Source organism: Dactylosporangium sp. CA-152071 (assembly GCF_050936335.1).
GTDB lineage: Bacteria > Actinomycetota > Actinomycetes > Mycobacteriales > Micromonosporaceae > Dactylosporangium > Dactylosporangium maewongense.
This window is the reverse complement of sequence record NZ_JBNJMZ010000001.1, coordinates 3,874,888-3,898,241: the sequence shown is the minus strand read 5'-3', so window position 1 is coordinate 3,898,241 and position 23,354 is coordinate 3,874,888. Positions and strand designations below refer to the sequence as shown.

Annotated in this window: 18 protein-coding genes; 13 read left to right on the top strand and 5 right to left on the bottom strand. The window is 72.2% G+C overall.

The window, feature by feature from the left end; translation table 11 throughout:
* The first annotated feature begins 70 nt into the window (after positions 1–70).
* The 5 genes from ACQEVZ_RS17350 (at position 71) to ACQEVZ_RS17330 (ending at position 6,455) form a co-directional block, all read left to right on the top strand.
* On the top strand, positions 71–1,318 hold the full coding sequence (locus ACQEVZ_RS17350) for a cytochrome ubiquinol oxidase subunit I (RefSeq protein WP_433367584.1): 1,248 nt from the start codon (positions 71–73) through the stop codon (positions 1,316–1,318).
* Positions 1,315–2,274, top strand: coding sequence for a cytochrome d ubiquinol oxidase subunit II (locus ACQEVZ_RS17345; protein ID WP_344503115.1), 960 nt, complete (start codon positions 1,315–1,317; stop codon positions 2,272–2,274). The genes ACQEVZ_RS17350 and ACQEVZ_RS17345 overlap by 4 nt, the downstream gene beginning before the upstream one ends.
* A gap of 15 nt (positions 2,275–2,289) precedes the next feature.
* Positions 2,290–4,071: a thiol reductant ABC exporter subunit CydD gene (gene cydD, locus ACQEVZ_RS17340; protein WP_433367580.1), complete on the top strand. Its 1,782-nt coding sequence runs from the start codon at positions 2,290–2,292 to the stop codon at positions 4,069–4,071.
* Complete coding sequence (gene cydC, locus ACQEVZ_RS17335) at positions 4,068–5,639, top strand: thiol reductant ABC exporter subunit CydC (RefSeq protein WP_433367577.1); 1,572 nt, start codon at positions 4,068–4,070, stop codon at positions 5,637–5,639. The genes cydD and cydC overlap by 4 nt, the downstream gene beginning before the upstream one ends.
* A gap of 132 nt (positions 5,640–5,771) precedes the next feature.
* Positions 5,772–6,455, top strand: a complete 684-nt coding sequence (locus tag ACQEVZ_RS17330; protein WP_433367574.1) for a permease prefix domain 1-containing protein — start codon at positions 5,772–5,774, stop codon at positions 6,453–6,455.
* Between the two features lie 3 nt (positions 6,456–6,458).
* Here the strand turns inward: ACQEVZ_RS17330 and ACQEVZ_RS17325 are convergent, their stop codons facing one another.
* On the bottom strand, positions 6,459–6,791 hold the full coding sequence (locus tag ACQEVZ_RS17325) for a PadR family transcriptional regulator (RefSeq protein WP_344503111.1): 333 nt from the start codon (positions 6,789–6,791) through the stop codon (positions 6,459–6,461).
* A gap of 184 nt (positions 6,792–6,975) precedes the next feature.
* Between ACQEVZ_RS17325 and ACQEVZ_RS17320 the strand changes: the two genes are divergently transcribed.
* Positions 6,976–8,298 carry a hypothetical protein gene (locus tag ACQEVZ_RS17320; protein WP_433367571.1) on the top strand — a complete coding sequence of 441 codons (1,323 nt, stop codon included), beginning with the start codon at positions 6,976–6,978 and terminating at the stop codon, positions 8,296–8,298.
* A gap of 10 nt (positions 8,299–8,308) precedes the next feature.
* On the opposite strand, the gene ACQEVZ_RS17315 is transcribed toward ACQEVZ_RS17320, so the two are convergent.
* From ACQEVZ_RS17315 to ACQEVZ_RS17300, 4 genes are all read right to left on the bottom strand, one after another.
* Complete coding sequence (locus ACQEVZ_RS17315) at positions 8,309–9,142, bottom strand: hypothetical protein (RefSeq protein ID WP_433367568.1); 834 nt, start codon at positions 9,140–9,142, stop codon at positions 8,309–8,311.
* Positions 9,143–9,206: 64 nt separating this feature from the next.
* Positions 9,207–10,109: a CPBP family intramembrane glutamic endopeptidase gene (locus ACQEVZ_RS17310; RefSeq protein ID WP_433367565.1), complete on the bottom strand. Its 903-nt coding sequence runs from the start codon at positions 10,107–10,109 to the stop codon at positions 9,207–9,209.
* 5 nt (positions 10,110–10,114) lie between these two features.
* The gene (locus ACQEVZ_RS17305; protein ID WP_433367562.1) at positions 10,115–10,825 is read right to left on the bottom strand and encodes a lysostaphin resistance A-like protein; all 711 of its coding nucleotides are present in this window, start codon (positions 10,823–10,825) and stop codon (positions 10,115–10,117) included.
* Between the two features lie 79 nt (positions 10,826–10,904).
* The gene (locus tag ACQEVZ_RS17300; protein WP_360558258.1) at positions 10,905–12,149 is read right to left on the bottom strand and encodes a L,D-transpeptidase; all 1,245 of its coding nucleotides are present in this window, start codon (positions 12,147–12,149) and stop codon (positions 10,905–10,907) included.
* A gap of 430 nt (positions 12,150–12,579) precedes the next feature.
* Here ACQEVZ_RS17300 and gltB point away from each other — a divergent pair, with 430 nt between their 5' ends.
* The 7 genes from gltB (at position 12,580) to ACQEVZ_RS17265 (ending at position 23,350) form a co-directional block, all read left to right on the top strand.
* Positions 12,580–17,148: a glutamate synthase large subunit gene (gltB, locus tag ACQEVZ_RS17295; protein ID WP_344503105.1), complete on the top strand. Its 4,569-nt coding sequence runs from the start codon at positions 12,580–12,582 to the stop codon at positions 17,146–17,148.
* On the top strand, positions 17,141–18,613 hold the full coding sequence (locus ACQEVZ_RS17290) for a glutamate synthase subunit beta (protein ID WP_344503104.1): 1,473 nt from the start codon (positions 17,141–17,143) through the stop codon (positions 18,611–18,613). Before gltB ends, ACQEVZ_RS17290 begins: the two co-directional genes overlap by 8 nt.
* A gap of 58 nt (positions 18,614–18,671) precedes the next feature.
* Positions 18,672–19,448 carry a neutral zinc metallopeptidase gene (locus ACQEVZ_RS17285; protein ID WP_433367557.1) on the top strand — a complete coding sequence of 259 codons (777 nt, stop codon included), beginning with the start codon at positions 18,672–18,674 and terminating at the stop codon, positions 19,446–19,448.
* A gap of 81 nt (positions 19,449–19,529) precedes the next feature.
* Positions 19,530–20,618: a hypothetical protein gene (locus tag ACQEVZ_RS17280; RefSeq protein WP_433367554.1), complete on the top strand. Its 1,089-nt coding sequence runs from the start codon at positions 19,530–19,532 to the stop codon at positions 20,616–20,618.
* Positions 20,615–21,688, top strand: coding sequence for a S8 family serine peptidase (locus ACQEVZ_RS17275; protein ID WP_433367551.1), 1,074 nt, complete (start codon positions 20,615–20,617; stop codon positions 21,686–21,688). Before ACQEVZ_RS17280 ends, ACQEVZ_RS17275 begins: the two co-directional genes overlap by 4 nt.
* A gap of 103 nt (positions 21,689–21,791) precedes the next feature.
* A complete protein-coding gene (locus tag ACQEVZ_RS17270; protein WP_344503101.1) occupies positions 21,792–22,196 on the top strand; it encodes a hypothetical protein in 405 nt (134 codons plus the stop codon).
* A complete protein-coding gene (locus ACQEVZ_RS17265; RefSeq protein ID WP_433367548.1) occupies positions 22,196–23,350 on the top strand; it encodes a hypothetical protein in 1,155 nt (384 codons plus the stop codon). Before ACQEVZ_RS17270 ends, ACQEVZ_RS17265 begins: the two co-directional genes overlap by 1 nt.
* Positions 23,351–23,354 lie beyond the last annotated feature (4 nt).

Below are 23,354 nucleotides of genomic sequence, written 5' to 3'. Positions count from 1 at the left end.
GCGCTGCTTTTTTGTGCCCTGACATGTAGTCTGCCGATATGTTGGTCGGGTACATGTCGGGGGGCAACCTATGAATGCGCTGGATGCCGCGCGGTGGCAGTTCGCCGTGACGGCCTCGCTGCACTTCCTCTTCGTCGCGCTCACGCTCGGTCTGGTGTTCTTCGTGGCGTCGGTGCAGACCCGCTACGTGCGGACCGGCGAGGAGGTGTACGGGCGGATGGCCCGCTTCTGGGGTGTGCTGTACGCGATCAACTACGCGGTCGGCATCGCCACGGGACTCGTCATGGAGTTCGAGATCGGGCTGAACTGGAGCGGCCTCAACCGGCTCACCGGCGACGTGTTCGGCGCGCCCCTGGCGATGGAGACCCTGATCGCGTTCGTGCTCGAGTCGACGCTGCTCGGCATGTGGCTCTTCGGCTGGGGCAAGCTGAACAAGAAGCTGCACCTGGCCCTGATCTGGGGCGTCGCCGCGACCGCGCTGCTGTCCGCGTTCTGGGTCATGGTCGCCAACTCGTTCCTGCAGCACCCCGTCGGCTACGCGCTGGACGCGGCCGGCACCGTCCGGCTCACCGACTTCGGCGCGCTGCTCACCAACAGCGCCCTGTGGTTCGCGCTCGGCCACACGGTCTCGGCCGCCATGCTGACCGGCGGCATCTTCGTCGCCGGCGTCAGCGCCTGGCACCTGCGCCGCCGCGACACCGAGGACGGCTTCTTTCGCAGGTCGTTGCGCAACGGCCTGCGCTCCGCGCTGGTCGGCGTGTTCTTCACCATCGGCTTCGGCTACGTCCAGTTCGGCCCGCTCACCGACAACCAGCCGACGAAGCTCGCCGGCGGCGACGAGGCCGCCGCCCAGCAGGCGGCGATGGTCGCGAAGCACGGCCCCGGCGACTACATCCCCAGCAGCATCGTCGGCGCGTCCCTCGGCGTCATGATCATGGTGGCCAACCTGCTGTTCCTGATCCTGCTCGCGGCGCAGCTGCTCACCATCCGCGACACGATCATCAAGCGCCGCTGGGCCCGGCCGATGCTGTGGGTGCTCACCGCCCTCATCCCGGTGCCGTTCCTGACCGCGATCGCCGGCTGGATCGTGCGCGAGGAGGGCCGCCAGCCGTGGGCCGTCTACGGGCTGCTCAAGACCGCCGACGCCGTCTCGCCGATGAGCGACCGGGCGCTGACGCTGTCGACGATCGGCTTCACGGTGCTCGTCGCCGGGCTCGCCCTCACCGACTGGTGGCTGCTCGCCCGCAGGGCCAGACGCGGCCCCGGCGACGAGTTCCTGCCCGAGACCCTGCCCGCACGCGAGGAGGTGCTGGTGTGAGCACGTTCTGGTTCGCAGTTCTGGGGCTGCTGTTCGCGACGTACTTCGCACTCGGCGGGCTCGACCAGGGCGTCGCGCTGCTGCTGCCGCTGTACAGGAGCGACGACGCCAAACGGGGCGCGCTCAACGCCATCGGGCCGATGTTCCTCGGCAACGAGGTGTGGATCGTCGGTGCCGTCGGCGTCCTCGTCGCCGCGTTCCCCCGGCTGGAGGGGGAGCTGTTCGGCGCCGCGTACCCGGTGATCGTCGCCGTGGTGCTCGGCCTCATCGCCCTGAACGCCGGCGTGCAGCTGCGCGGCCGGGCGGTGCGCCGCGGCGGGTTCGACGCGCTCATCACCGGCGGCGGCCTGGTCCTCGCCGCCGGCTGGGGCCTGCTGCTCGGTGTCGTGTTGCACGGTGTACCGGTGGACGCCGGCGGCCACGTGCACGGCTTCGCGCCCCTCGCGAGCCCGGCCGTGTGGCTCACCGCGCTCGCCAACGTCGCTCTCGTCGTGGCCAACGGCGCGGCGTACCTCAACTGGCGCGGCGTCGGCGCACCGTCGAGGACCGGGCCTGCCGCCGCGGCCCTCGTGGCGCTCGCGGCCGGCGCCTGGTATCTGCAGGGCCCGCCGGACATCCGCAACCCGCTGCTCGCCACCGTCCTGGCCGCGGTCGTCGTGGCCGCGCTGGTCTTCGCCGGCGTCGCGAAACGTCCGGGGCGGGCGTTCGTGGCCACGCTTGTGGCGTGCGCCCTACCCGTGATCGCGGTGGCCCTGGCCAGGTACCCGGGCGTGCTAGCGTCCACGATGGACCCGGGTGCGACGGTGACCGTCGAGAGCGCGGCCGCCGGTGGGGACACCCTCCGGCTGCTCGCCATCGGCGCGGCGCCGCTGCTGCCCGTGCTGGTCGCCGTGCAGATCTCCTGCTGGTGGCTGTTCAGGCGGCGGGAGAGTCAGCCCACCCCTCTCTACTGGTAGGGCGCGCGGACGTTCATGGACAGAAGACTGCTGCGGCTCGGGCCGGTCAGGCACTATGCGACGGTGCTGGCCGGCTCGGCCGTCCTGGCCGCGATCCTGATCGTCGGCCAGGCGGTCAGCCTCGCCACGTTGCTGACGGGCTTCACCACGAACGCCGCCCTGACCTGCCTCGCGTTCGTCGTGCTGCGCGGCGCGCACGGCGCCGTCGCGGGCGCGGTCGCCGGGCGCGCGACCGCCCGCGTCAAGGCGCACCTGCGGGCGGAGCTGCTCGGCGCCGCCACCGCCCGCGGCCCCGGCTGGCTGGGCGGGCAGCGCGCCGGCGAGCTCGCCACCCTCGCCGGTCGCGGCGTCGACGGGCTCGACGGGTACCTCTCGTCCTACCTGCCGCAGGTGTTCCTCGCCGTCACGGTCCCGCTCGCCACGCTCGGCTGGCTCGCGTTCACCGACCTCACCTCCGCGATCGTGGTCGGCGTGACGCTGCCGCTCATCCCGGTCTTCGGCGTGCTCGTCGGCAAGCAGACCGGCGCCCGCACCAAGCACCAGTGGCACCTGCTGCAGCGCCTCGGCGGCCACTTCCTCGACACCGTCATCGGCCTGCCGACGCTGCGCACGTTCGGCGCCGAACGGTCACAGGTCCGCCGGGTCCGGGCCATGGCCGACGCCTACCGGGTCGCGACGATGCGGACGCTGCGCCTGGCGTTCCTGTCCGCGCTCGTGCTGGAGCTCGTCGCGACCGTCTCGGTGGCGCTCGTCGCGGTGCCCGTCGGCCTGCGGCTCCTCGACGGGAAGCTGACCCTGGCCGCGGCGCTGGTCGTGCTGCTGCTCGCCCCGGAGGCGTACCTGCCGCTGCGGGCGCTGGGCACCAAGTTCCACGCCAGCCAGGAAGGGCTCGCAGCCTCCGCCGAGATCTTCAAGGTCCTCGACGCCGCGTCGGTTCCGCCGGTACGGGCGGCGCCCCGCCTCCCGGACGCGCGCTTCGCGGGTCTCGTGTTCGACCGCGTGGAGGTGCGCTACGGCGACGTCGTGGCCCTGCGCGACCTCACCCTCGAGGTGATGCACGGCGACAGGGTCGCCCTCGTCGGCCCGAGCGGCGGCGGCAAGTCCACGCTCCTGTCCTTGGTGCTCGGCTTCGTCACGCCGGCGTCGGGCCGGGTGCTCGTCGACGGCGCCGACCTCGCGGACCTCGACCTCACCGCGTGGCGGGCCCGGCTCGCATGGATGCCGCAGCGCCCGCACCTCTTCGCCGGCACCGTCACCGACAACATCCGCCTCGGCGCTCCTCCCGGCGCGTCAGGGGCTTCTCCTGATTCGTCAGGCGCGCTTTCCGGTCTGCCGGGCGCTGCTTCCGGTCCGCCGGGTGCTGCTCCGGATTCGTCGGGCGCTGCTTCCGGTTTATCAGGCGCTCCGCGCCCGCTGAACCGGAAATATCAGCATTCGCCGGTGCTGGCCCAGGATGTCGTCGACGCCGCCGTCGCCGCGGACGCCGACGCGTTCATCCGGGCACTGCCTCAGGGGTACGACACCGACCTCGGCCGGCACGGGCTCTCCAGCGGCCAGCGGCAGCGGCTCGCCATGGCCCGGGCGTTCCTGCGGCGCGACACGGCGGACCTGCTGCTGCTCGACGAGCCGACCGCCCGCCTCGACGCGGCGAGCGAGGCGGCGGTGATCGACGCCGCCGCCCGGCTGGCGGCGGACCGCACCGCCCTGCTCGTCGCGCACCGGCCGGCGCTGCTGTCGATCGCCACCCGCGTCGTCGAGATCAAGGACGGCGTCGCGTCCGCGGTGGTGGCCGCGTGAGGCTCATTCCCGCGTCCGCGCTCGTCCGGCTGGTCCTCGCCGGGCTCCTCGGCGTGCTGACGGAGGTCGCCGGGATCGGCCTCGTCGGCACCGCCACCTGGATGATCGTCCGGGCGGCAGAGCAGCCACCCCTGGCGGCGCTGTCGGTGGCGATCGCGGCGGTGCGTGGCTTCGCTCTGGTCAAGGGCGGTCTGCGGTACGCCGAGCGGCTCGCCGGCCACGACGCCGTCCTCCGGGTGCTGGCCGATCTGCGGGCCCGCGCGTTCGCCGCGCTCACCGCGTCCCGCGGGCGGGTGTCGTCCGGCGACGTGCTGAGCCGGGTCGTCTCCGACGTCGACGGGGTGCAGGACGCCGTCCTCCGCGGGGCGCTGCCGGCCGGGGTCGCCGCCGTCGTCGGCCTCGGCGGGGTCGCGGGGCTCGCCGTCGCCGACCCTGCCGCGGGGCTGGCGCTGCTGGCCGGGCTCGTCGTCGCCGGGGTCGTGCTGCCGTGGGCCGGGCACCGCCTCACCGCCGCCCGGAGCGGGGCGATCGCCGCGGCCCGGGGCGAGCTGACGGCCGCGACCGTCGACGTGATGCACGGGGTGGCGGAGCTGTCCGCGTTCGGGGCGCTGCCCGCGGCGCTCGCCGACGCCGAGGCGCGGGGCCGCCGGCTCGCCGCGCTGGAGGCCCGGTCCGCGACCGTGGCCGCGGTCGTCGGCGGGATCGCCGCGGTCGTCCCGGCCGCGGTGGCGGTCTGGGTCGGCGTGGTCGCCGGCGGTTCGTCGGCGGCGGTGCTCGCGCTGGTCGCGCTCGCCGTCGGGGAGGTCGTGGTGCCGCTCGCCGCGGCCGCCGTCCGGCAGACCGAGCTGCGCGGCGGCCTGCACCGGGTCCGTGCCCTGCTCGCCACCACCGTCGACGACCTGCCTTCGGACGAGCACGACGGGCCGCTGGCCGGCACCGTGGACCTGGCGCTGCGTGGCGTGACCGTCCGGTACGGCGACGACCTGCCGCCCGCCCTCACCGACGTCGACCTCGCGCTGCCGGCGGGGAGCCGGGTCGCGGTCGTCGGGGCCAGCGGGTCCGGCAAGTCGACGCTCCTCGCCGCGATCGCCGGCCGGGTGCCCCTCGCGTCCGGCACCGTCGACGGCATGCCCGGCGGGGCAGCGGCGTGGCGGGTGGCCGGGGGCGTGTTCGCCGACGCGCACGTCTTCCACGCGACGGTCCGCGACAACCTGCTCCTCGGCCGCGACGGGTTCGACGACGCGGCGCTCCGGCAGGCGCTCGTGGACGCCGGGCTGCCCGAGTACGCCGACCGGCTCGACGACCTCGTCGGCGAGGACGGCGGGAAGCTCTCCGGCGGCCAGCGGCAGCGGCTGCTCCTGGCGCGGGCGCTGGTGGCGGCGCCGCCCGTGCTGCTGCTGGACGAGCCGACCGAAGGCCTCGACGCCGGCGCGGCCGACGCCGTCCTCGACAGCGCGCTGCGGGCGGCGGGGGAGCGGACCGTGGTCGTCGTGACGCACCGCGCGGCGGAGCTCGGCCGGTTCGACCGCGTCGTGCGCGTGGAGGAAGGCCGGACGACCAGCGGCTGACGCCGCCGGGACCGTGCGCGTCAGCAGAATGCCTGACGAGCGGCGGGTGGGACGTGCGGGTCAGGAGAAGGCCGGACGAACGGCGGTTGACGCCGGACAACCACCATGTGGGAACCTTGAGCGGTGGACGGGGTGACCCATGGAGCCGGCCCGATCGACGTCTATGTCGACGGCCTCGCCGCCGCGCTGCGTGGGCCGCGCCGGCACCGGCAGGAGATGATCACCGAGGCGCGGGACAGCCTGTTCGACGCCGCCGAGGCCTACGCGGACGAGGGCCACGAGCCGCTCGACGCGCAGCGCCTGGCCGTCGCCGACTTCGGCACCCACCCGCAGGTCGTGCCCGGCTACCAGACCGAGCTCGCCGCGCTGCAGGGCCGCCGCACCGCGACGTGGATCGCGCTCGTGCTGCCGGTCATGACGCTGCTCGAGCCGCTCATGTGGTGGGACACGAAGTGGAGCACCGACGAGCGCGCCAGCCACGTCTACTGGGTGCTCGTCGACCACTTCCAGTACACGTCGTTCCTCGCCGCGGCGGCCGCCGGGCTCGCGATCGTCGGGTTCGGGTGGGGCAGCCGGTTCCTGCGCGACGGCATGCGGTATGCCCGCCTCGTCGGCCAGGCGACGGTCGTGTTTCTCGGCATGCACGCGCTGCTGGGCCTGACCGTCTTCGCGTTGAGCCTCCACCAGTGGCCGGCCGCCGCGACCTGGCCGCCGGTGCTCGTCGGCATGGCCGTCAACACCGCCGCGTTCGGCTATGCGGGTTGCCTGGCGATCCGGTGCGTGTCGGCCACCAGTACATCGGCGGCAAGGGCCTGAGGGTCAGGCCGTCGCGGGCGGTGGGAGCAGGACCGCGCCGATCGTGGCCGTGAACTCCTGCCACGCCGACCGCTCCTCCGCCAGGACCTTCCGGCCGGCGCTGGTCAGCCTGTAGGTGCGGCGCTCGCGACCGCCGACCGTGGACCAGGCGCTCTCCACATATCCCGCGCGCTCCAGCCGGCGCAGCGCGGGATAGACCGTGCCCGTCGGCAGTGCCAGCGAGCCGCCGCTGCGCTCCTGGAGGGCCTCGATGATCGCATAGCCGTGGCGGGGCTCGCCGTCCAGCACCGCGAGCAGGAGTGCGTCGAGATGCCCGCGCAGCGCGTCCGCCTTCATGTGTAGCGAGTCTACGGGTTTGGCGCCCCCGACGCCATTTCCCGGCGCCCCCGGGCCTGGCCGTTCCCGGCGCCCGGGACCGGCCACCTGGCTTGGCCGGACGTGGTTTACCGGGGGCGCGTCTGGGAAGACCGCGGTTGGGTGATCGGGTGACCGGTGGACGGACCGGAGGTCGAGGAGCGGTATGAGGCGGCGGGTCGAAGCCACGCAAGACGTCGAGGCGCTGTGGCCGAACGGGCTGGGCGCCACGCTCGCCATCGCGTCGGGCCGCGCGCTCGCGTACCGTGGCGGCGTCGCCCGCCCGGTCGTCGCCGCTCCACAGTGGACAATGGATCGGTCGGGCCGGATCGGCGCCCCGCCGGGCAGCCGGTCCGACGGCGCCGGCCGGCACGCCCGCCGCGAGCTCGACGCCGAGGACGTCGCCGCGTGGTTCGTCGGCCAGCTCCCCGAAGGCTCCTACAACGGCCTCGTCGTCGGCTCCCCGCACGGGGCCGCCGTCCACCTCGCGATGGCCCTCGGCGTGCCGTGGCTGCCGGTCGCGTTCGAGGTGCCGACCCCCGAGGTCGCCGCCGGCGAACGACCCGCGCAGGACGGTGAGCGCCTCGCCCGGGACATCCTCACGGACAACCCCGATGTCGGCATCCGGCAGGTGTACGACCCGGTGTGGCGCGGCTGGTCCGGTGCCGCGACCGCCTACGCGGTGGTGCGCTGGCGCCGGCTGCCGCTGGCGTACCGCCGGCTCATCGCCGAACGCCTGAACCCCGACGCCCCGATCGTCGTGGTCCGGGACGTCAGCCGCTGGCAGACGTCCGCCGGTGACGACGGCTACTCCTTCCAGCTCGGCAGCCGCGCCAGCGGCCTCGGCCCCGGCGACTACCGCGACGACCGGTCACTGCGCGGCCGGTCCCCGCGCGCCGACAGCGACGGCGAACGTGCCGTCGACCGCGGCCTGGTCGAGGACCTTCGCCGGTACGGCTCAGCGCACGGCCACCCCATCCGCCAGGTCCTCTACCGCCACCCCGACGTGCTCAGCGGCGCCGTCGCCGACCTCTACCGGGGCTGGCTGCGCGCCGGCACCCGCACCGCCGCCCGCCTCGTCGTGGAATGCGGCCGGCTCCTGGACCCCTGGCACGTCCTGCGCGCCGGCCTCGTCCCGTACTGGTGCGAGCACCCCCTGCGCTCGGCGGTCCGCTCCCTGTCGTGGTGGCTGGCCGGCAGTGAACCCTTCACCTCCGTCGACGTCTTCGCCGAACCCCCGGGCATGCCGCTGCCGACCGTCGCGCGGCTGGAGGAGTGGCAGGCCGTCGCGGCCTTCGCCACCCGCCACGGCCTCGTCGACCGCCGCTGCGCCCGCGCCTACCCTTCGGGCGTCGTGCCGGGCCACCACGCCACCCAGGTCCTGCGGATGCACCCCTACGACCTGCCCTACCTGCCGTTCCTGACCGTCCCGGCGGCCCTGTCCGCCATGACCCACAGCGCCCAGACCGACGGCCTCCTGGTCCTCTGACCGCGATGCGTCAGGGGGAGTCCTCGGACTTCTCCTTGTTCTTCTGGACCTTGCTGATGACGTCGTGGAGGGGCTTGGTGCCGCTGCCGACGACGATGCCGGTGACGATGGCGTCGATCCAGACGGGGATGCCGTCCCAGGACTCGCCGGCGATGGAGTGCAGCAGATACAGGCCGCCGGCCGAGGACGCGACGGTGGCCACGGCGGTGGCGATGCCCCAGGAGACGAGGCCGCGGCTGGCCCGGCCCTTCTCCACCATGGACTTCGCGTGGGCGACCTGGATCAGGTCGTCGAGGGTCGCGTCGTGGTACTTGTTGGCGAGGTTTGCCACGGCGGCCTCCAGCTCGCCGCGGGCGTGCTTGCCGGGCAGGAACCTGGCGAACGGCTCCAGGATCCGCTCGACGGCGGTGGCGAACGCGAACAGCACCGCGAAGAACGTCGTCGCGTCGGGCAGGTGGATCGCCTGGGCGTTGATCTTGTAGTGCCAGAGCGCCCAGGAGCCGAAGCCGCCGGCGGCGACCAGGAGGAACGCCGACACCAGGGAGAGCACCGACGCGGGCTGCGGCGGGACCGCGGCGGCCTCGCCGCCCGGCGTGGGCTCGGGCGGGCCGGCCGCGGCGATCGCGATCCCCACCTCGTCGCCCTGCACGGCGGCCCCGGCGCCCTGCACGGCGGCCCCGGCGCTCGCGGACTGGGTGGAGGCGCCCGGTGAGAACGGGGCGGACTGGGCGGGCACGTGGGCCCGGCCGACGGCGGGAGCCTCGGCGGCGGGCGTCACCGAGGCGGCCGCGACGACGCGGCTGGAGTGGGGACCGAGCACGTTCGTGCGACGGACGAGAGCCATGGCCGAGACGCTAGCGCCGCATCGATCAGCATGCGATATCCGATTGCCGATATCGACCCGGCGCTCACTCCGGCGTCGCGCTGCGTAACGTCAGCGGCCCCGGGTTGACAGCCGGCGAGGCAGCAGGCGAGGCAGCCGGGGCGGCGGCCGGGGCGGCGGCAGGCGAGACGGCGGCAGGCGTGGCGGCCGGTGCGGGGGCAGGCGATGGAGGCCGGCGTTCGACCCACCGCGCCACCAGCGGCCCGGCGACCAGGGCGGCCACGTCGAACACGGCGTGCACGACGATCGGCGCGAAGAGCCCCCCAGTGAGGTCGTACAGCAGCGTGAACAGCGACCCGAGCACCGTCGCGCCCAGGGCGCCGCGCCAGCCCTGGTACAGGTGGGCGGCGCCGAACAGCAGCAGCGACAGCCCCGCGGCCACCCACGCGTCCAACCCGAGGATCCCGACGCCGGCGGCGATGAACAGCCCCCGGTACACCACCTCCTCGCCGATGCCCACGGACACGGAGAGCAGGCCCGCCAGCCAGCGCTCGGCCGCCGTGACCGGCTGCAGGAACCGGATCCGGGCCAGGGCCTCCTCGCCGCCGCGCTGGCCGAGCGTGCGGGCGCCGTCGCGGCGGGCCCGCGCGAAGCGGGCGTGGTTGACGACCACGACCAGCGCGAACCACGCCGAGAAGCCGGCCGCGAGCGCGACGTCGCCGGCCCCGATCGGGCGCAGACCCAGGGCGGCGAGGCTGACGCCGTCCGTCGCCGCGACGGCGGACGCGGCCAGCGTCAGAGCGATCGAGGTGATGATGCCGCCGCGGTACAGGCGGATCCTGCCGCCCGGGGTGGCGACGAGGCGTTCGCGGGCGGCGCGGGCCTTCGCCGTCGCCGCGCGGATGCCGCCGGCGGTGGTCACGAGCGCGACGAGCAGCACCAGGACGGTGGCGGCCGGATCGAACCCGGGGGTGACCCATTCGAACATGCCGTTCATGATGCGGCCGCCCGCCGGGCGAGCAACATCGGCACGAGCAGCAGCGACACCAGATCGACCGTGATGTGCAGGGCGATCGGCACGAGCAGGTTGCCGGTCAGCGCGTAGAGGACGGTGAACACGACCGCCGCCCCGGTGGTGGCGACCACGCCCCGCAGGCCCTGGTAGCGGTGGCCGAGCCCGAACAGCAGCGCCGAGAGGACGGCCGCCGCCCACGCGGGGAGGCCGAGGACGCCGACGCCGGCGGCGATGAACAGGCCACGGAACACGATCTCCTCGCCGGTCCCGGCCGCGACGGCCCCGGCGGCCGCCCAGCGTCGCTCCAGCGGCGTCGTGGGCCGCAGGAACGCCAGCGGATCGTCGTCCGGGTCGATGGGGCCGGCGCGGACGGTCAGCACCGCGGCGGTGCCGGCGGCCGCGGCGGACAGGGCCAGCGCGATCGCGGCGTCGCCGAGGGTCACGGGCCGCAGGCCGAGGTCGGTGAGGGTCAGGCCGGGGCCGACGAGGACCGCCTCGAGGGCGATGAGGGCGGTCAGGGTGTTCGTCGCCGCCGACCGGCGGAACGCCGTGACGAGGCCGCCGGCGGCGATCCGCGCCCGCATCCGGTCCGGTGACGCCCGCAGGACCGTGACGGTCAGGACGGCGATCACCAGCACCGTGAGGATCACCTCGGTGGCGCGGAACGTCGGGTCGATCCAGTCGAGCACGGCAGCCATCATGAGACAGCGAAGGGGCCGCTGTCAGCCCACCGTTTCGGTGGGCGGGGACAGCGGCCCCTTCAAGGCGTCACGCGGAGGGCGACACGGTCACCGAAGGACTGGCGCTCGGGTCCGCGGCCGGCGCGGCCGGCGGCGGGAGGGCGCTGCCCTTGACGTACTCGTCCCAGGTCTTGTCCCAGTCGGTCCAGCCGTTGCCCCAGGCGAGCTTGCGCGGGGTGTTCTTGACGATGTGGATGTCGCCGATCTTCGTCAGGTCGAACAGGAACTTCGCGTTCTTCTGCGAGACGTTCGTGCAGCCGTGCGAGACGTTGCGCTTGCCCTGGTCGCCCTCGGACCACGGGGCCGCGTGGATGTACTCGCCGCCGCTGGTCATGCGCTGCGTCAGGTACACGGTCTCGCGGTAGGGGTCGGACGGGTCGGTCGACACGAACAGCTCGGACTGCTGTTTGTCCATGATCACCATGGCGCCGCTGGAGCTCGGCGTCTTGGCCTTGCCGAGGCTCACCGGGATGGTCTTGATGACCTCGCCGTTCTTCTCCACCGTCATCTGGTGGGTCTTGTCGTCGGTGACCATGACGATCTTGTCACCGATGGTGAAGTTGGTCGTGACGTCCTTGGTGCCCCAGCCGGTCTTGGTCAGCTGCAGGCCACCCGTCGCCAGGCGGACGCTGACCTTCGTGCCGGTCTGCCAGTACTCCTTCGGGCGGAAGTGCACCTCGCCGCCGTTGAACCAGTACCAGGTGCCGACCTGCGGAGGCGTGCTGGTGACGAGCAGCCGCTTCTCGACGCTCGCCCGCAGCTCCTGAGGGACGCTGGAGCCGAAGCGGACGACGATCGGGATGGCCACCCCGTAGACCTTGTTGTCGGACAGGGCGGTCGACACGTTGACCGTCTTGCCGGGCTTCGCCATGGTCGTGAACGTGACCTTCTTCCCGGCGGTGTCGCCGGCCGAGGTCACGGTCGCCGTGTACTGCGTGCCGTATTTGAGCTGCTTCGCCGGGATCCAGGTCGTGCCGTCGGAGCGCAGGCCGCCGTCGACCGCCGCACCGGAGGCGTCCGTCAGGGTGACCGACGCATTCGCGCCGGGCGCCGCCTGCAGGGCGAGCTCGGTGGCGGTGGAGACGCCGGTCGCGCCGTCGGCGGGCGCGGTGAGGGTCGCGGTTGGCTGCGCGGCGGACGCGGAAGCCGAGGGGCCGCCGGCACTGTTGCTGTTGTCGCTCCATTTGGGCTTTTCGTCAGCGCTGCAAGCAGAGAGAGCGATCAGGCCGGCAAGGGCGGTGATCGTGGCCAGTGCGCGTGCGGAGACTCCCATGTCCACACCTCCTTCGTTGGGCTAGCGTTGTTGAGGTCGAGCATGCGCCGGTGAACTACGCCGGTGTATCCCAGGTTTGTGCCAGCCGGTTCAACTCGTCGCCGAACTGGTGGCGGGCGATCTTGCCGTGCATCATCGTAGGAAGTAACGGACGGCCCGAGCCATCCGCTCCTTGGACGTGTTCCAGACTGCCGGAGGTTGCGTCCCGATTCGGTAACGGACCATCCGCAGCGCCCCTACCTGCGGCTCGTGGGATTTGTCACGATCTCACGTTGTAGGCCGTCCGGCGGTACAGGCGGTACGTTGGTCGGCATCGTGCGTGGCGGCCGGTCGGGACAACACATGAGGATCGCGCCGCAATCTTCGCGTACACTGGCAAGACTGCTCCGTAAGGTGTTTTTAGGGCCGACGTTGTCCCGACTCGCAATCGATGACGTCAGGAGGCCCGATGGGTTACCCGGGACCGCAGCCGCAGGGTCTGTACGACCCTGCTTTTGAGCACGACGCCTGCGGGGTCGCGTTCGTGGCCGATATCCACGGCCGCCGGTCCCATGACGTCGTGCACAAGGGGCTGTCCGCGCTGCTGCGCATGGACCACCGAGGTGCCCGCGGGGCCGAGCAGAACACCGGCGACGGTGCCGGCATCATGATCCAGATCCCGGACGCGTTCCTCCGGGACGTCACCGCCGGGACCGGGATCGACCTGCCGCCCGCCGGCTCCTACGCGACCGGCCTGGCGTTCCTGCCCGTCGACGACGAGGCCGCCCAGCGCGCGATGCGCGTCCTGGAGAAGTACGCCCTCGTCGAGGGTGCCCACGTGCTCGGCTGGCGCGACGTCCCGACCGACGCCTCCGACCTCGGCGCGACCGCGCTCGCCGCGATGCCGCGCATCAAGCAGGTCTTCATCAGCGCGGAGAGGCTCGGCGCGCCCGGCGCCGTGCTGTCCGACCTGGACCTGGACCGGGTCGTCTACTGCGTGCGCAAGCAGACCGAGCGGGAGACCCGCGAGCGCGGCATCCAGCTCTACCTGCCGTCGCTGTCCTCGCGCACCATCACCTACAAGGGCATGCTCACCCCCGACCAGGTCGTGTCATTCTTCCCCGACCTGTCCGACGAGCGCGTCACCTCGGCGATCGCGCTGGTCCACTCCCGCTTCTCGACCAACACGTTCCCCTCGTGGGAGCTGTCGCACCCGTACCGGCTGATCGCCCACAACGGGGAGATCAACACCATCCGGGGCAACCGGAACTGGATGGCGGCCCGCGAGGCCCTCCTGTCGACCGAGAACCTGCCCGGCAACATCCGCCGGCTCTTCCCGATCTGCACGCCCGAGGCGTCCGACTCCGCCAACTTCGACGAGGTGCTCGAGCTGCTGCACCTGGCGGGCCGGAGCCTGCCGCACGCGGTGCTCATGATGATCCCCGAGGCGTGGGAGAACGACCCTCGGATGGACCCGCTCCGCAAGGCGTTCTACCGCTTCCACGCCTGCCTGATGGAGCCGTGGGACGGCCCGGCGAGCGTCGCCTTCACCGACGGCACGGTCGTCGGCGCGGTCCTGGACCGCAACGGGCTGCGCCCCGGCCGCTGGTGGCAGACCGCCGACGGCCTCATCGTGCTCGCCAGCGAGGCGGGCGTGCTCGACCTCGACCCGGCGACGATCGTGGCCAAGGGCCGCTCGGCGCCCGGCAAGATGCTGCTCGTCGACACCGCCGCCGGCCGCATCAAGACCGACGACGAGATCAAGTCCGAGCTGGCGCAGGCCGAGCCCTACGAGGACTGGCTGCACGCCGGGCTCATGGACCTCGACACGCTGCCCGAGCGGGAGCACGTCGTCTACACGCACGACTCCGTGCAGCGCCGCCAGCAGACCTTCGGCTACACCGAGGAGGAGCTGAAGATCCTCATCGGGCCGATGGCGCGGGCCGGCGCCGAGCCGCTGGGCTCGATGGGCACCGACACGCCCGTCGCCGTGCTCTCGACGCGGCCGCGGCTGATGTACGACTACTTCACGCAGCTCTTCGCCCAGGTCACGAACCCGCCGCTGGACGCGATCCGCGAGGAGATCGTCACCAGCGTCGCCGCGACCATCGGCCCCGAGGGCAACCTGCTCAGGCCCGGCCCGGCGTCCTGCCGGCAGATCGCCCTGCCGTACCCGGTCATCGACAACGACGACCTCGCGAAGCTGCTGCACATCGACGACGACGGTGACCTGCCCGGCTTCAAGGCCGTCCGGGTGTCCGGCCTGTACCCGATCCGCGACGGCGCGACCGGTCTCAAGCGGCGCCTCGTGGAGATCATGCGCGGCGTGTCCGAGGCGATCGAGGACGGCGTGCGGGTCCTGGTCCTGTCCGACCGCGACTCGACCGTCGACCTGGCGCCGATCCCGTCGCTGCTGCTCACCGCCGCCGTCCACCAGCACCTGGTGCGCGAGCAGACCCGCACCCAGGTGTCGCTGGTCGTCGAGTCCGGCGACTGCCGCGAGGTGCACCACGTCGCGCTGCTGTCCGGGTTCGGCGCCTCGGCGGTCAACCCGTACCTCGCCTTCGAGAGCGCCGAGGACCTCATCGCCACCGGCGCGCTGCCCGGCGTCGACCCCGAGAAGGCGATCTACAACTACGTCAAGGCGCTCGGCAAGGGCGTCCTGAAGATCATGTCGAAGATGGGCATCTCGACCGTCAGCTCGTACTGCGGCGCCCAGGTCTTCGAGGCCGTCGGTCTCGACCCGCGCCTCGTCGAGCGGTACTTCACCGGCACCCCGAGCAAGATCGGCGGCATCGGCCTCGCCGAGATCCACGCCGAGATCGCCGCGCGGCACGCCCGCGCCTACCCGGCCAACGACGCCGAGCGGGCGCACCGCCGGCTCGAGGTCGGCGGCGAGTACCAGTGGCGCCGCGAGGGTGAGCTGCACCTGTTCAACCCGGAGACGGTGTTCCTTCTCCAGCACGCGACCCGGTCCAAGCAGTTCGACGTCTTCCAGCGGTACACCGCGAAGGTCGACGAGCTCGCGGGCCAGGCCGGATCCCTGCGCGGCCTCTTCGAGCTGCGCACCGGGGTCCGCCCCGCCGTGCCGATCGAGGAGGTCGAGCCGGCCACCGAGATCGTCAAGCGCTTCGCGACCGGCGCCATGTCCTACGGCTCCATCTCCATGGAGGCGCACGAGACCCTCGCCATCGCGATGAACAACATCGGTGGCAAGTCCAACACCGGCGAGGGCGGCGAGGACGCCGAGCGGCTGCACGACCCGCGCCGCCGCTCCGCCATCAAGCAGATCGCCAGCGGACGCTTCGGCGTGACCACCGAGTACCTGGTCAACGCCGACGACCTGCAGATCAAGATGGCCCAGGGCGCCAAGCCCGGCGAGGGCGGCCAGCTGCCCGGCAACAAGGTGTGGCCCTGGATCGCCAAGACCCGCCACGCCACCCCCGGCGTCGGGCTGATCTCCCCGCCGCCGCACCACGACATCTACTCCATCGAGGACCTCGCCCAGCTGGTCTTCGACCTGAAGAACGTCAACCCGGCGGCCCGCGTCCACGTGAAGCTGGTCTCCGAGGTCGGCGTCGGCACCGTCGCCGCCGGCGTGGCGAAGACCAAGGCCGACGTCATCCTCATCTCCGGCCACGACGGCGGCACCGGCGCCTCGCCGCTCAACTCGCTCAAGCACGCCGGCACGCCGTGGGAGCTCGGCCTCGCCGAGACCCAGCAGACGCTGCTGCTGTCGGGGCTGCGTGACCGGGTCAGCGTCCAGGTCGACGGCCAGCTCAAGACCGGCCGCGACGTCGTCATCGCGGCGCTGCTCGGCGCCGAGGAGTTCGGCTTCGCGACCTCGCCGCTCATCGTGTCGGGCTGCATCATGATGCGCGTCTGCCACCTCGACACGTGCCCGGTCGGCATCGCCACCCAGAACCCGGCGCTGCGCAAGAAGTTCAACGGCTCGCCCGAGTTCGTCGAGAACTTCTTCTGGTTCATGGCCGAGGAGGTCCGCGGCTACCTGGCCGAGCTGGGCTTCCGCACGCTCGACGAGATGATCGGCCACACCGAGCTGCTCGACGTCCGCTCGGCCGTCGACCACTGGAAGGCCGGCGGGCTCGACCTGACCCCGCTGCTGCACGTTCCTCCGCTCGCCGACGACGCCGCCCGGCGCCAGACCACCAAGCAGGACCACCGCCTGGAGCGGGCGCTGGACAACCAGCTCATCGCCGCGGTCACGCCCGCCCTCGACGAGGGCACGCCGATCAAGCTGGAGATCGCCGTCCGCAACGAGCACCGCTCCGTCGGCGCGATGCTCGGCGGCGAGATCGTCCGCCGGGTCGGCGGCGCGGGCCTGCCCGACGGCACCGTGGACGTCACGCTGCGCGGCACCGCCGGGCAGTCCTTCGGTGCCTGGGTCCCGCACGGCGTCACCCTCCGGCTCCTCGGCGACGCCAACGACTACGTCGGCAAGGGCCTGTCCGGCGGCAAGCTCGTCGTGACCCCCGACCCGACCGCCACGTTCGTCGCCGAGGACCAGATCATCGGCGGCAACACGGCCCTGTACGGCGCCACCGGCGGCACCCTGTTCATGCGCGGCAAGGCGGGGGAGCGGTTCGCCGTGCGCAACTCCGGCGCGACCGCCGTCGTCGAGGGCGTCGGCGACCACGGCTGCGAGTACATGACCGGCGGCACCGTGGTCGTGCTCGGCCCCACCGGGCGGAACTTCGCCGCCGGTATGTCGGGTGGCGTCGCGTACATCTGGAACCTCGACCAGACGCTGGTCAACGCCGAACTGGTGGACCTGGAGCCGGTCACCGACACAGCCCTGCTGCGGTCGCTGGTCGAGTCGCACCTCGCCGAGACCGGTTCTGCGGTGGCCGGGCGCATCCTGGACAATTGGGACACTTCCGTGGCAGCCTTTACGGCGGTTGTGCCGCGCGACTACAAGCGCGTCATGGAGGCCAGGCGGTCCGCCGAGGCGGCCGGCCGCGACGTCGACGAGGCGGTCATGGAGGTGGCGCGTGCCTGACCCGAACGGTTTCCTGCGGTACGAGCGGCGCCTGCCCGCCCGCCGCCCCGTCCCGGTCCGGCTGCGCGACTGGCGCGAGGTGTACCCGCCCGCGTCCGACGAGCTGATCGCCGAGCAGGCGACCCGCTGCATGGACTGCGGCATCCCGTTCTGTCACGACGGCTGCCCGCTCGGCAACCGCATCCCCGACTGGAACGACCTCGTCCGCACCGGCAACTGGGACTTCGCCATCGAGGCCCTGCACGCGACCAACAACTTCCCGGAGTTCACCGGGCGGCTGTGCCCCGCGCCGTGCGAGGCCGCGTGCGTCCTGTCGATCGCCGGCGGCCAGCCCGTCACGATCAAGCAGGTCGAGGTCGAGATCATCAACCGCGCGGTCGCCGCCGGCCGGGTCACCCCCCGTCCGGCGCCCGAGCGGTCCGGCAAGAGCGTCGGCGTCGTCGGCTCGGGCCCCGCGGGGCTCGCCGCCGCGCAGCAGCTGGCCCGCGCCGGTCACGACGTCGTGGTGTACGAGCGGGACGACGCCCTCGGCGGGCTCCTGCGCTACGGCATCCCCGACTTCAAGCTGGAGAAGGGGCACATCGACATGCGGCTGGACCAGCTGCGCGCCGAGGGTGTCCGCTTCGAGACCGGCGTCAACGTGGGCGTCACCGTCTCCGTCGACGACCTGCGGGCCCGCCACGACGCGCTCCTGCTCGCCTGCGGCGCCCTGGCCGCCCGCGACGTCGAGATCGAGGGCCGCGGGCTTTCCGGGGTACACCTCGCGATGGAGCACCTCGTCGAGGCCAACCGGGTCGTCGCCGGGCGCGTGCCGTCCGCGTCGATCTCCGCCTTCGACAAGAACGTGATCATCATCGGCGGCGGCGACACGGCGGCCGACTGCCTCGGCGTCGCGCACCGGCAGGGCGCGAAGTCCGTGCTGCAGCTCGACCAGTACCCGGTGCCGCCGTCGACCCGCGACGAGGCGCGCGACCCGTGGCCGACGTGGCCCTGGATCCTGCGCAACTACCCCGCGCACGAGGAGGGCGGCGCGCGCGCCTTCGCGGTCGCCGTCACCGCCTTCGAGGGCAACGACGACGGCGAGCTCACCGGCGTGCGCATCGCCGAGGTGCAGGTGTCCAGAGTGGACGGCCGGCGGGTCGTCACCGAGATCGCCGGCACCGAGCGGCTCTACCCCGCGGAGCTGGTCCTGCTCGCGATCGGCTTCGAGGGCACCGAACCCGGCCCGCTGCTGACCAACCTCGGCCTGACCCGCAACCGCCGCGGCGGCATCGACACCGACGCCGACTGGCAGTCGGCCACGCCGGGCGTCTTCGTCGCCGGCGACATGCACCGGGGCGCGTCACTCATCGTCTGGGCCATCGCCGAGGGCCGCTCCGCGGCGGCGTCGATCCACGCCTACCTCGGCGGCGACGGCACCCTGCCGGCGCCGGTCGAGCCGAGCGCGGGCGCCCTGACCGCCTGACGGGTTGCTAATCGGGAGCGGTCCTGTTCGCGGGGCCGCTCCCGGGTACCCCTCGGCCATGAAACGCCCGCTCATCCTCTCGCTGCTCGTCGTGGGCCTCGCGGTGCTCCCCTCCGAGGCCGCCTTCGCCGACACCACACCGTTCTGGGCGCCGACCGTTCCGTCCGCGCCGCCGTTCCCCGCTCCGCGTCCCTCGTCCACGCCGGGTTATCCGGGTTATACGGCGCCCACTTACTCCTCCCCGCCACCCGTGCGGGCCGCGGCGCCCGACTCCACGTTCGCCAACGACGTCCGCATCGCGGTGAAGGTCGTTGAACGCTACTGGAGCTCCCGGATCGTCGGCTTCAAGCCCGTCTCCCGCATCGTGCCCTACCGCATCGACGGCGAGGTCATGTGCGGCTCCCAGCCGATCCCGACGCAGAACGCCGCCTACTGCCCCATCGGCGACTTCATCGCGTACGACGTGAACTGGTCGGAGGAGGTCTACAAGGACCTCGGCGACGCCTTCGTCTTCTACCTCCTCGGCCACGAATACGGCCACGCCATCCAGCAACGCCTCGGCATCGAGTACGCCTTCACCATCTACCAGGAGCTCCAGGCCGACTGCTTCGCCGGCGCCTACATCGGCGACTCCATCAAGGTCGGCGACTTCACCCTCGAGGACGGCGACCTGGACGAGCTGCGCAACGGCCTCCTCTTCGTCGCCGACCCCGACGACGAACCCTGGTTCCAGGAAGGTGCCCACGGCTCCGCCGCCCAACGCACCGGCGCCTTCTTCGACGGCTACGAGCAGAGCCTCGAAGCCTGCGACATGCCCTCCTCCTACCACGGCTGACCCTGCGGTACCGTCACGACTGTCAATTGCACATCGTGGCGGGGAGGACGCGATGAGTGATCACCATCCGGTGCCGGTCTGATGGCCGAGACCTACCACCGATGGCGCCTGCCCCAACTGTGGGAGATGGTCGCCGCCGACAACGCCACGGACGCCCACCTGCACCTGGCCACCTTGCGCCGCCAGCAGACCGCCCTGGAGACGCAGCGCGACCACCTGCGCTCCCTACGAGACCACCTCGCCAACTCCTGGCCCCCATCCAAGAGCGAAGCCGCCACGGCGTTCATCGATGCGTTGAACGACATGATCGACGCCATGACGGGTGCGGCTCGTGGAGCGGGCGAGGTCCGCGCAGGCCTCACCCACATCGTCAACGTGATCCAGGAGTCACGTTCGACCCTGGCGTCGCTGGTCACGGAGTACGACAAGGTCTCCAAGGTCGCCGATCCCAGAATTACGCAGCATGCGAAGAGTGCATTGGATCAACGGGCGCGAGACGCGCTCATCGCGGCTGACGCCACGGTGGTGCACGCCCTGGGGATGCTCGATGTGCCCCTGCCGACCTACACCCGATTCAGTGCTCAAGAGGCGATTCCGGCAGCCGCACCCGGTGCGACGCAACCTGGCGGCGCTGGAAACGGAGCAATGAACCTCACGTCAGGCGGACGCGACGCACTCGTGTCGCTGCCGGCACCGCGATTCGAACCGCCGATGCCGGTGCCTGACGGCGATGTCGGCCTTGCCGGCAGTCAAACCGGCAACACTCCAGGACTTGCGGTGTCCGGAAGCACGTCGGTACCTGCCTGGTCGGCCGGCGGCGAACCGCTGACCTATCCCGTCATCGGCTCACGCGGCGGGCTCGGGGTGCCCGGCCCTGTCGCGGAGGGCGGATCTGCGGTTCGCCCGCTGGGCACGCCGATGATCGGTGGGTCGCCGCCTGCTGGATCGGGGCGTGCGGGTGCTGCACCTGCTGCGGGCATGCGACGTCCGGCGGCCATGACCAGCGGACATGGGGATCAGTCGTCCGATCAGTACGCCGCGCGTCGCCGAACACCGCAGGCAAACGGTGAAGGCACCTGGACGGTCCTGGAAGGGGTGCCACCCGTGCTCGAGGCCAAGCCGCCGGCCACGCACGACCCCGGTCCGGGCGTGCTCGGGATCGACCGTTGAAGCTCACTGCCCGTGTTGTCGCTTTGGTGTTGTCGATCGCGGTCATGCTGGCGTCGCCGGTCGGTGCCGCCGCAGACGAGATTCGCGACCGCCAGTGGCACCTGGCCGCCCTAGACATCCCAGCCGCGCAACGCCTGAGTCAGGGTGAAGGCGTGCTGGTGGCGGTCGCGGACACCGGTGTCGACGCGCGGCGCGGTGAGCTTGCCGCCGCGGTGGTCGCCGGCAAGGAGTTCGGCGAGCAGGCCGGCGGCGACGGCAGGACCGACACCGACGGCCACGGCACGGCCATGGCTGGGCTGATCGCCGGTCGTGGACTCGCCTCCAACGCCGGGGTGCTCGGCGTGGCCCCGAAGGCGAAGATCCTGCCTGTCCGCACCATTCGCAGCGAGTTCGGCGGCTCGCCCGTAAACCTCGGTGCGGGCATCGACTGGGCCGTCTCGCAGAAGGTCAAGGTCATCTGCATCGCCGCCGGCACCAGCGAATACCCGGAGGTCAGGCGAGCGGTGGAGGCTGCCATCGCCGCCGACGTGGTCGTCGTCGCCGCCGCCGGCAACACGACGAACACGCGGCAGGTCGCGTTTCCGGCGAACGTCCCAGGTGTCGTGGCGGTCGCCGGGACTGACAAGAGCGGCAATCACGCCGCCATCTCCACCACCGGGCCGGAAGTGCTGCTCGCCGCGCCGGCGGTAGCCATCGTCTCGACAGGCGCCTTCGACGGATATGTAAGCGGTGAGGGCACGAGCAACTCGACGGCGATCGTGGCTGGGGTGGTGGCGCTGGTGCGGTCGAAGTTTCCGCAGTTGCCGGCTGCGGAGGTGGTACGACGGTTGACGGCCACCGCTGTCGACCGGGGTAAGCCGGGACGGGACGATGAGTTCGGGTACGGCATCGTCAATCCGGTCGGGGCGTTGACGGCTTCTGTCCCGGCGGCCTCGTCCTCCGCCTCGGCATCGCCTTCGCCTGGGTCGTCTCGGCGGCCGGGTAGGTCGCCTGTCGTGTGGGTGGTCGTTGGCGCGGGGCTGGTGCTCGGGTGTGCCGGTCTCGTGGCTTCGCGTCGGCGGCGGCGGTAGGTGTTGTCACGCTTTGCGGTTGGTGCGAAACGGGGCGTCTCGAGGGTCTGAACGTGCGGTACCGTCACGTCTGTCTATTGCACATCGTGGCGGGGAGGACGCGGTGAGTGATCATGCGGCGGGGTTCAGCGTCGACCTGGAGGCCGTCCGGTCGTTCGGAGCCGGCTTGCGGGCCGACCTGAGCGGCCATCTGTCGCCGGAGCACGACCAGATCCTGCGCACGTTCGTCGACACCCCGACGTTCGGGACCCGCACGGCCAGCCCAGACGTGCAGGCGGCGGCGACGCTGTACCACCGGAAGCTCATCGAACTCCTGGACCTGATGGACGCCTTCATCCACAACGGCGCGGTGTTCGTGCAGGCCGCCGAGGAGGTCGCGGCAGCGTACTCCCACGCGGACACACTGAGCGGCGACCAGTTCAAGACCGCGCTGGCCGTCGCCTCAGCCAAGGTCGACGACGCGCTGTGGGCCGCCCAGCACGACCCGAGGACTGGCAGGTCGCTCTGATGGCCGAGTCGTACCAGCGCTGGCGCCTGCCCCAACTCTGGGAGATGCTGACCGCCGACGACCCCGAACATGCCCACCTGCACCTGGCCACCTTGCGCCGCCAGCAGACCGCTCTGGAGACGCAGCGCGACCGCCTGCGGATCCTGCGGGACCAGCTCGCCGAAGGGTGGCCACCTGAGAAGAGCGAAGCGGCGAGCGCGTTCATCCAGCGACTCAACGACACGCTCGACGCGTTGACCGCAACAGCACGAGGCGCCGCCGATGTGCGGGTTGCGGTAGCGCTGACTGTCAATGCGATCGAGGGTGCGCGGCATCAGTTGGCGCCGTTGGTCGAGCGGTATGCGAAGGCCGAGGCGGTCGCCGACCCGCGGGTTTCCCAGCAGGCGAAGAAGGTGCTGGATCAGGAGGCGCGCCAGATCCTCATCTCGGCAGATGGCACGGTGCGTGACGCGAACACGGCGTTGCAGGTGGCGCTTCCCACGTATGCGCGGATCGGCATGCTGGCAGACGTCCCACCCGTGAACGGTGGCAGCGATGTAACTGGCGGAGGTAGTGGCGGAGGCGGCGTGAAGCGAGCCTCGGAGCGCTCGGGTGAACTGCGTCCGCCGCCATTCGACCCACCCGCTCCGGTTACCGCCGACATAGCCGGCGACGACGTTGTCCTCGCTGAGGAGCCGCGCGGAGTGCAGGCGACCGGCTTGCGGCCAAGTGAGACGGGAATTGGTTCTTCAGGCGGTGTGCCACCTCGTGGTTCGCTCGAGATGAATCCGACCGTTGGTCGAGTCCTCGGTGTCGGTCCGGTGAGTGGAATGCCTGTGTCCGTGAACGATGGGATCACCCGAGGCGTCGGCGGGGGAATGGCGCGGGGAGTTCCGGCTGGGGTGATCGGCGGCGCGCCGCCGACGTCAGCGCGTGGCGGCGTCATGCGCACGGCTGGGGCGCCGGCGCGGTCCGTGCCTGCTGGAGTTCGTCCGTCCGGAGCGGGCGGATACCAGGACCGGTCGTTCGAGGAGTACGTCGCGCGGCGGCGGGTGCAGGACACGGGGTATGACGAGCAGTGGGCGGTGAATCAAGGAGTGACGCCGCTCCTTGAGGCGCTGCCGCCAGTCCGGACGCATGACCCAGGCCCAGGCGTGATCGGACTTGATCGTTGAGCCG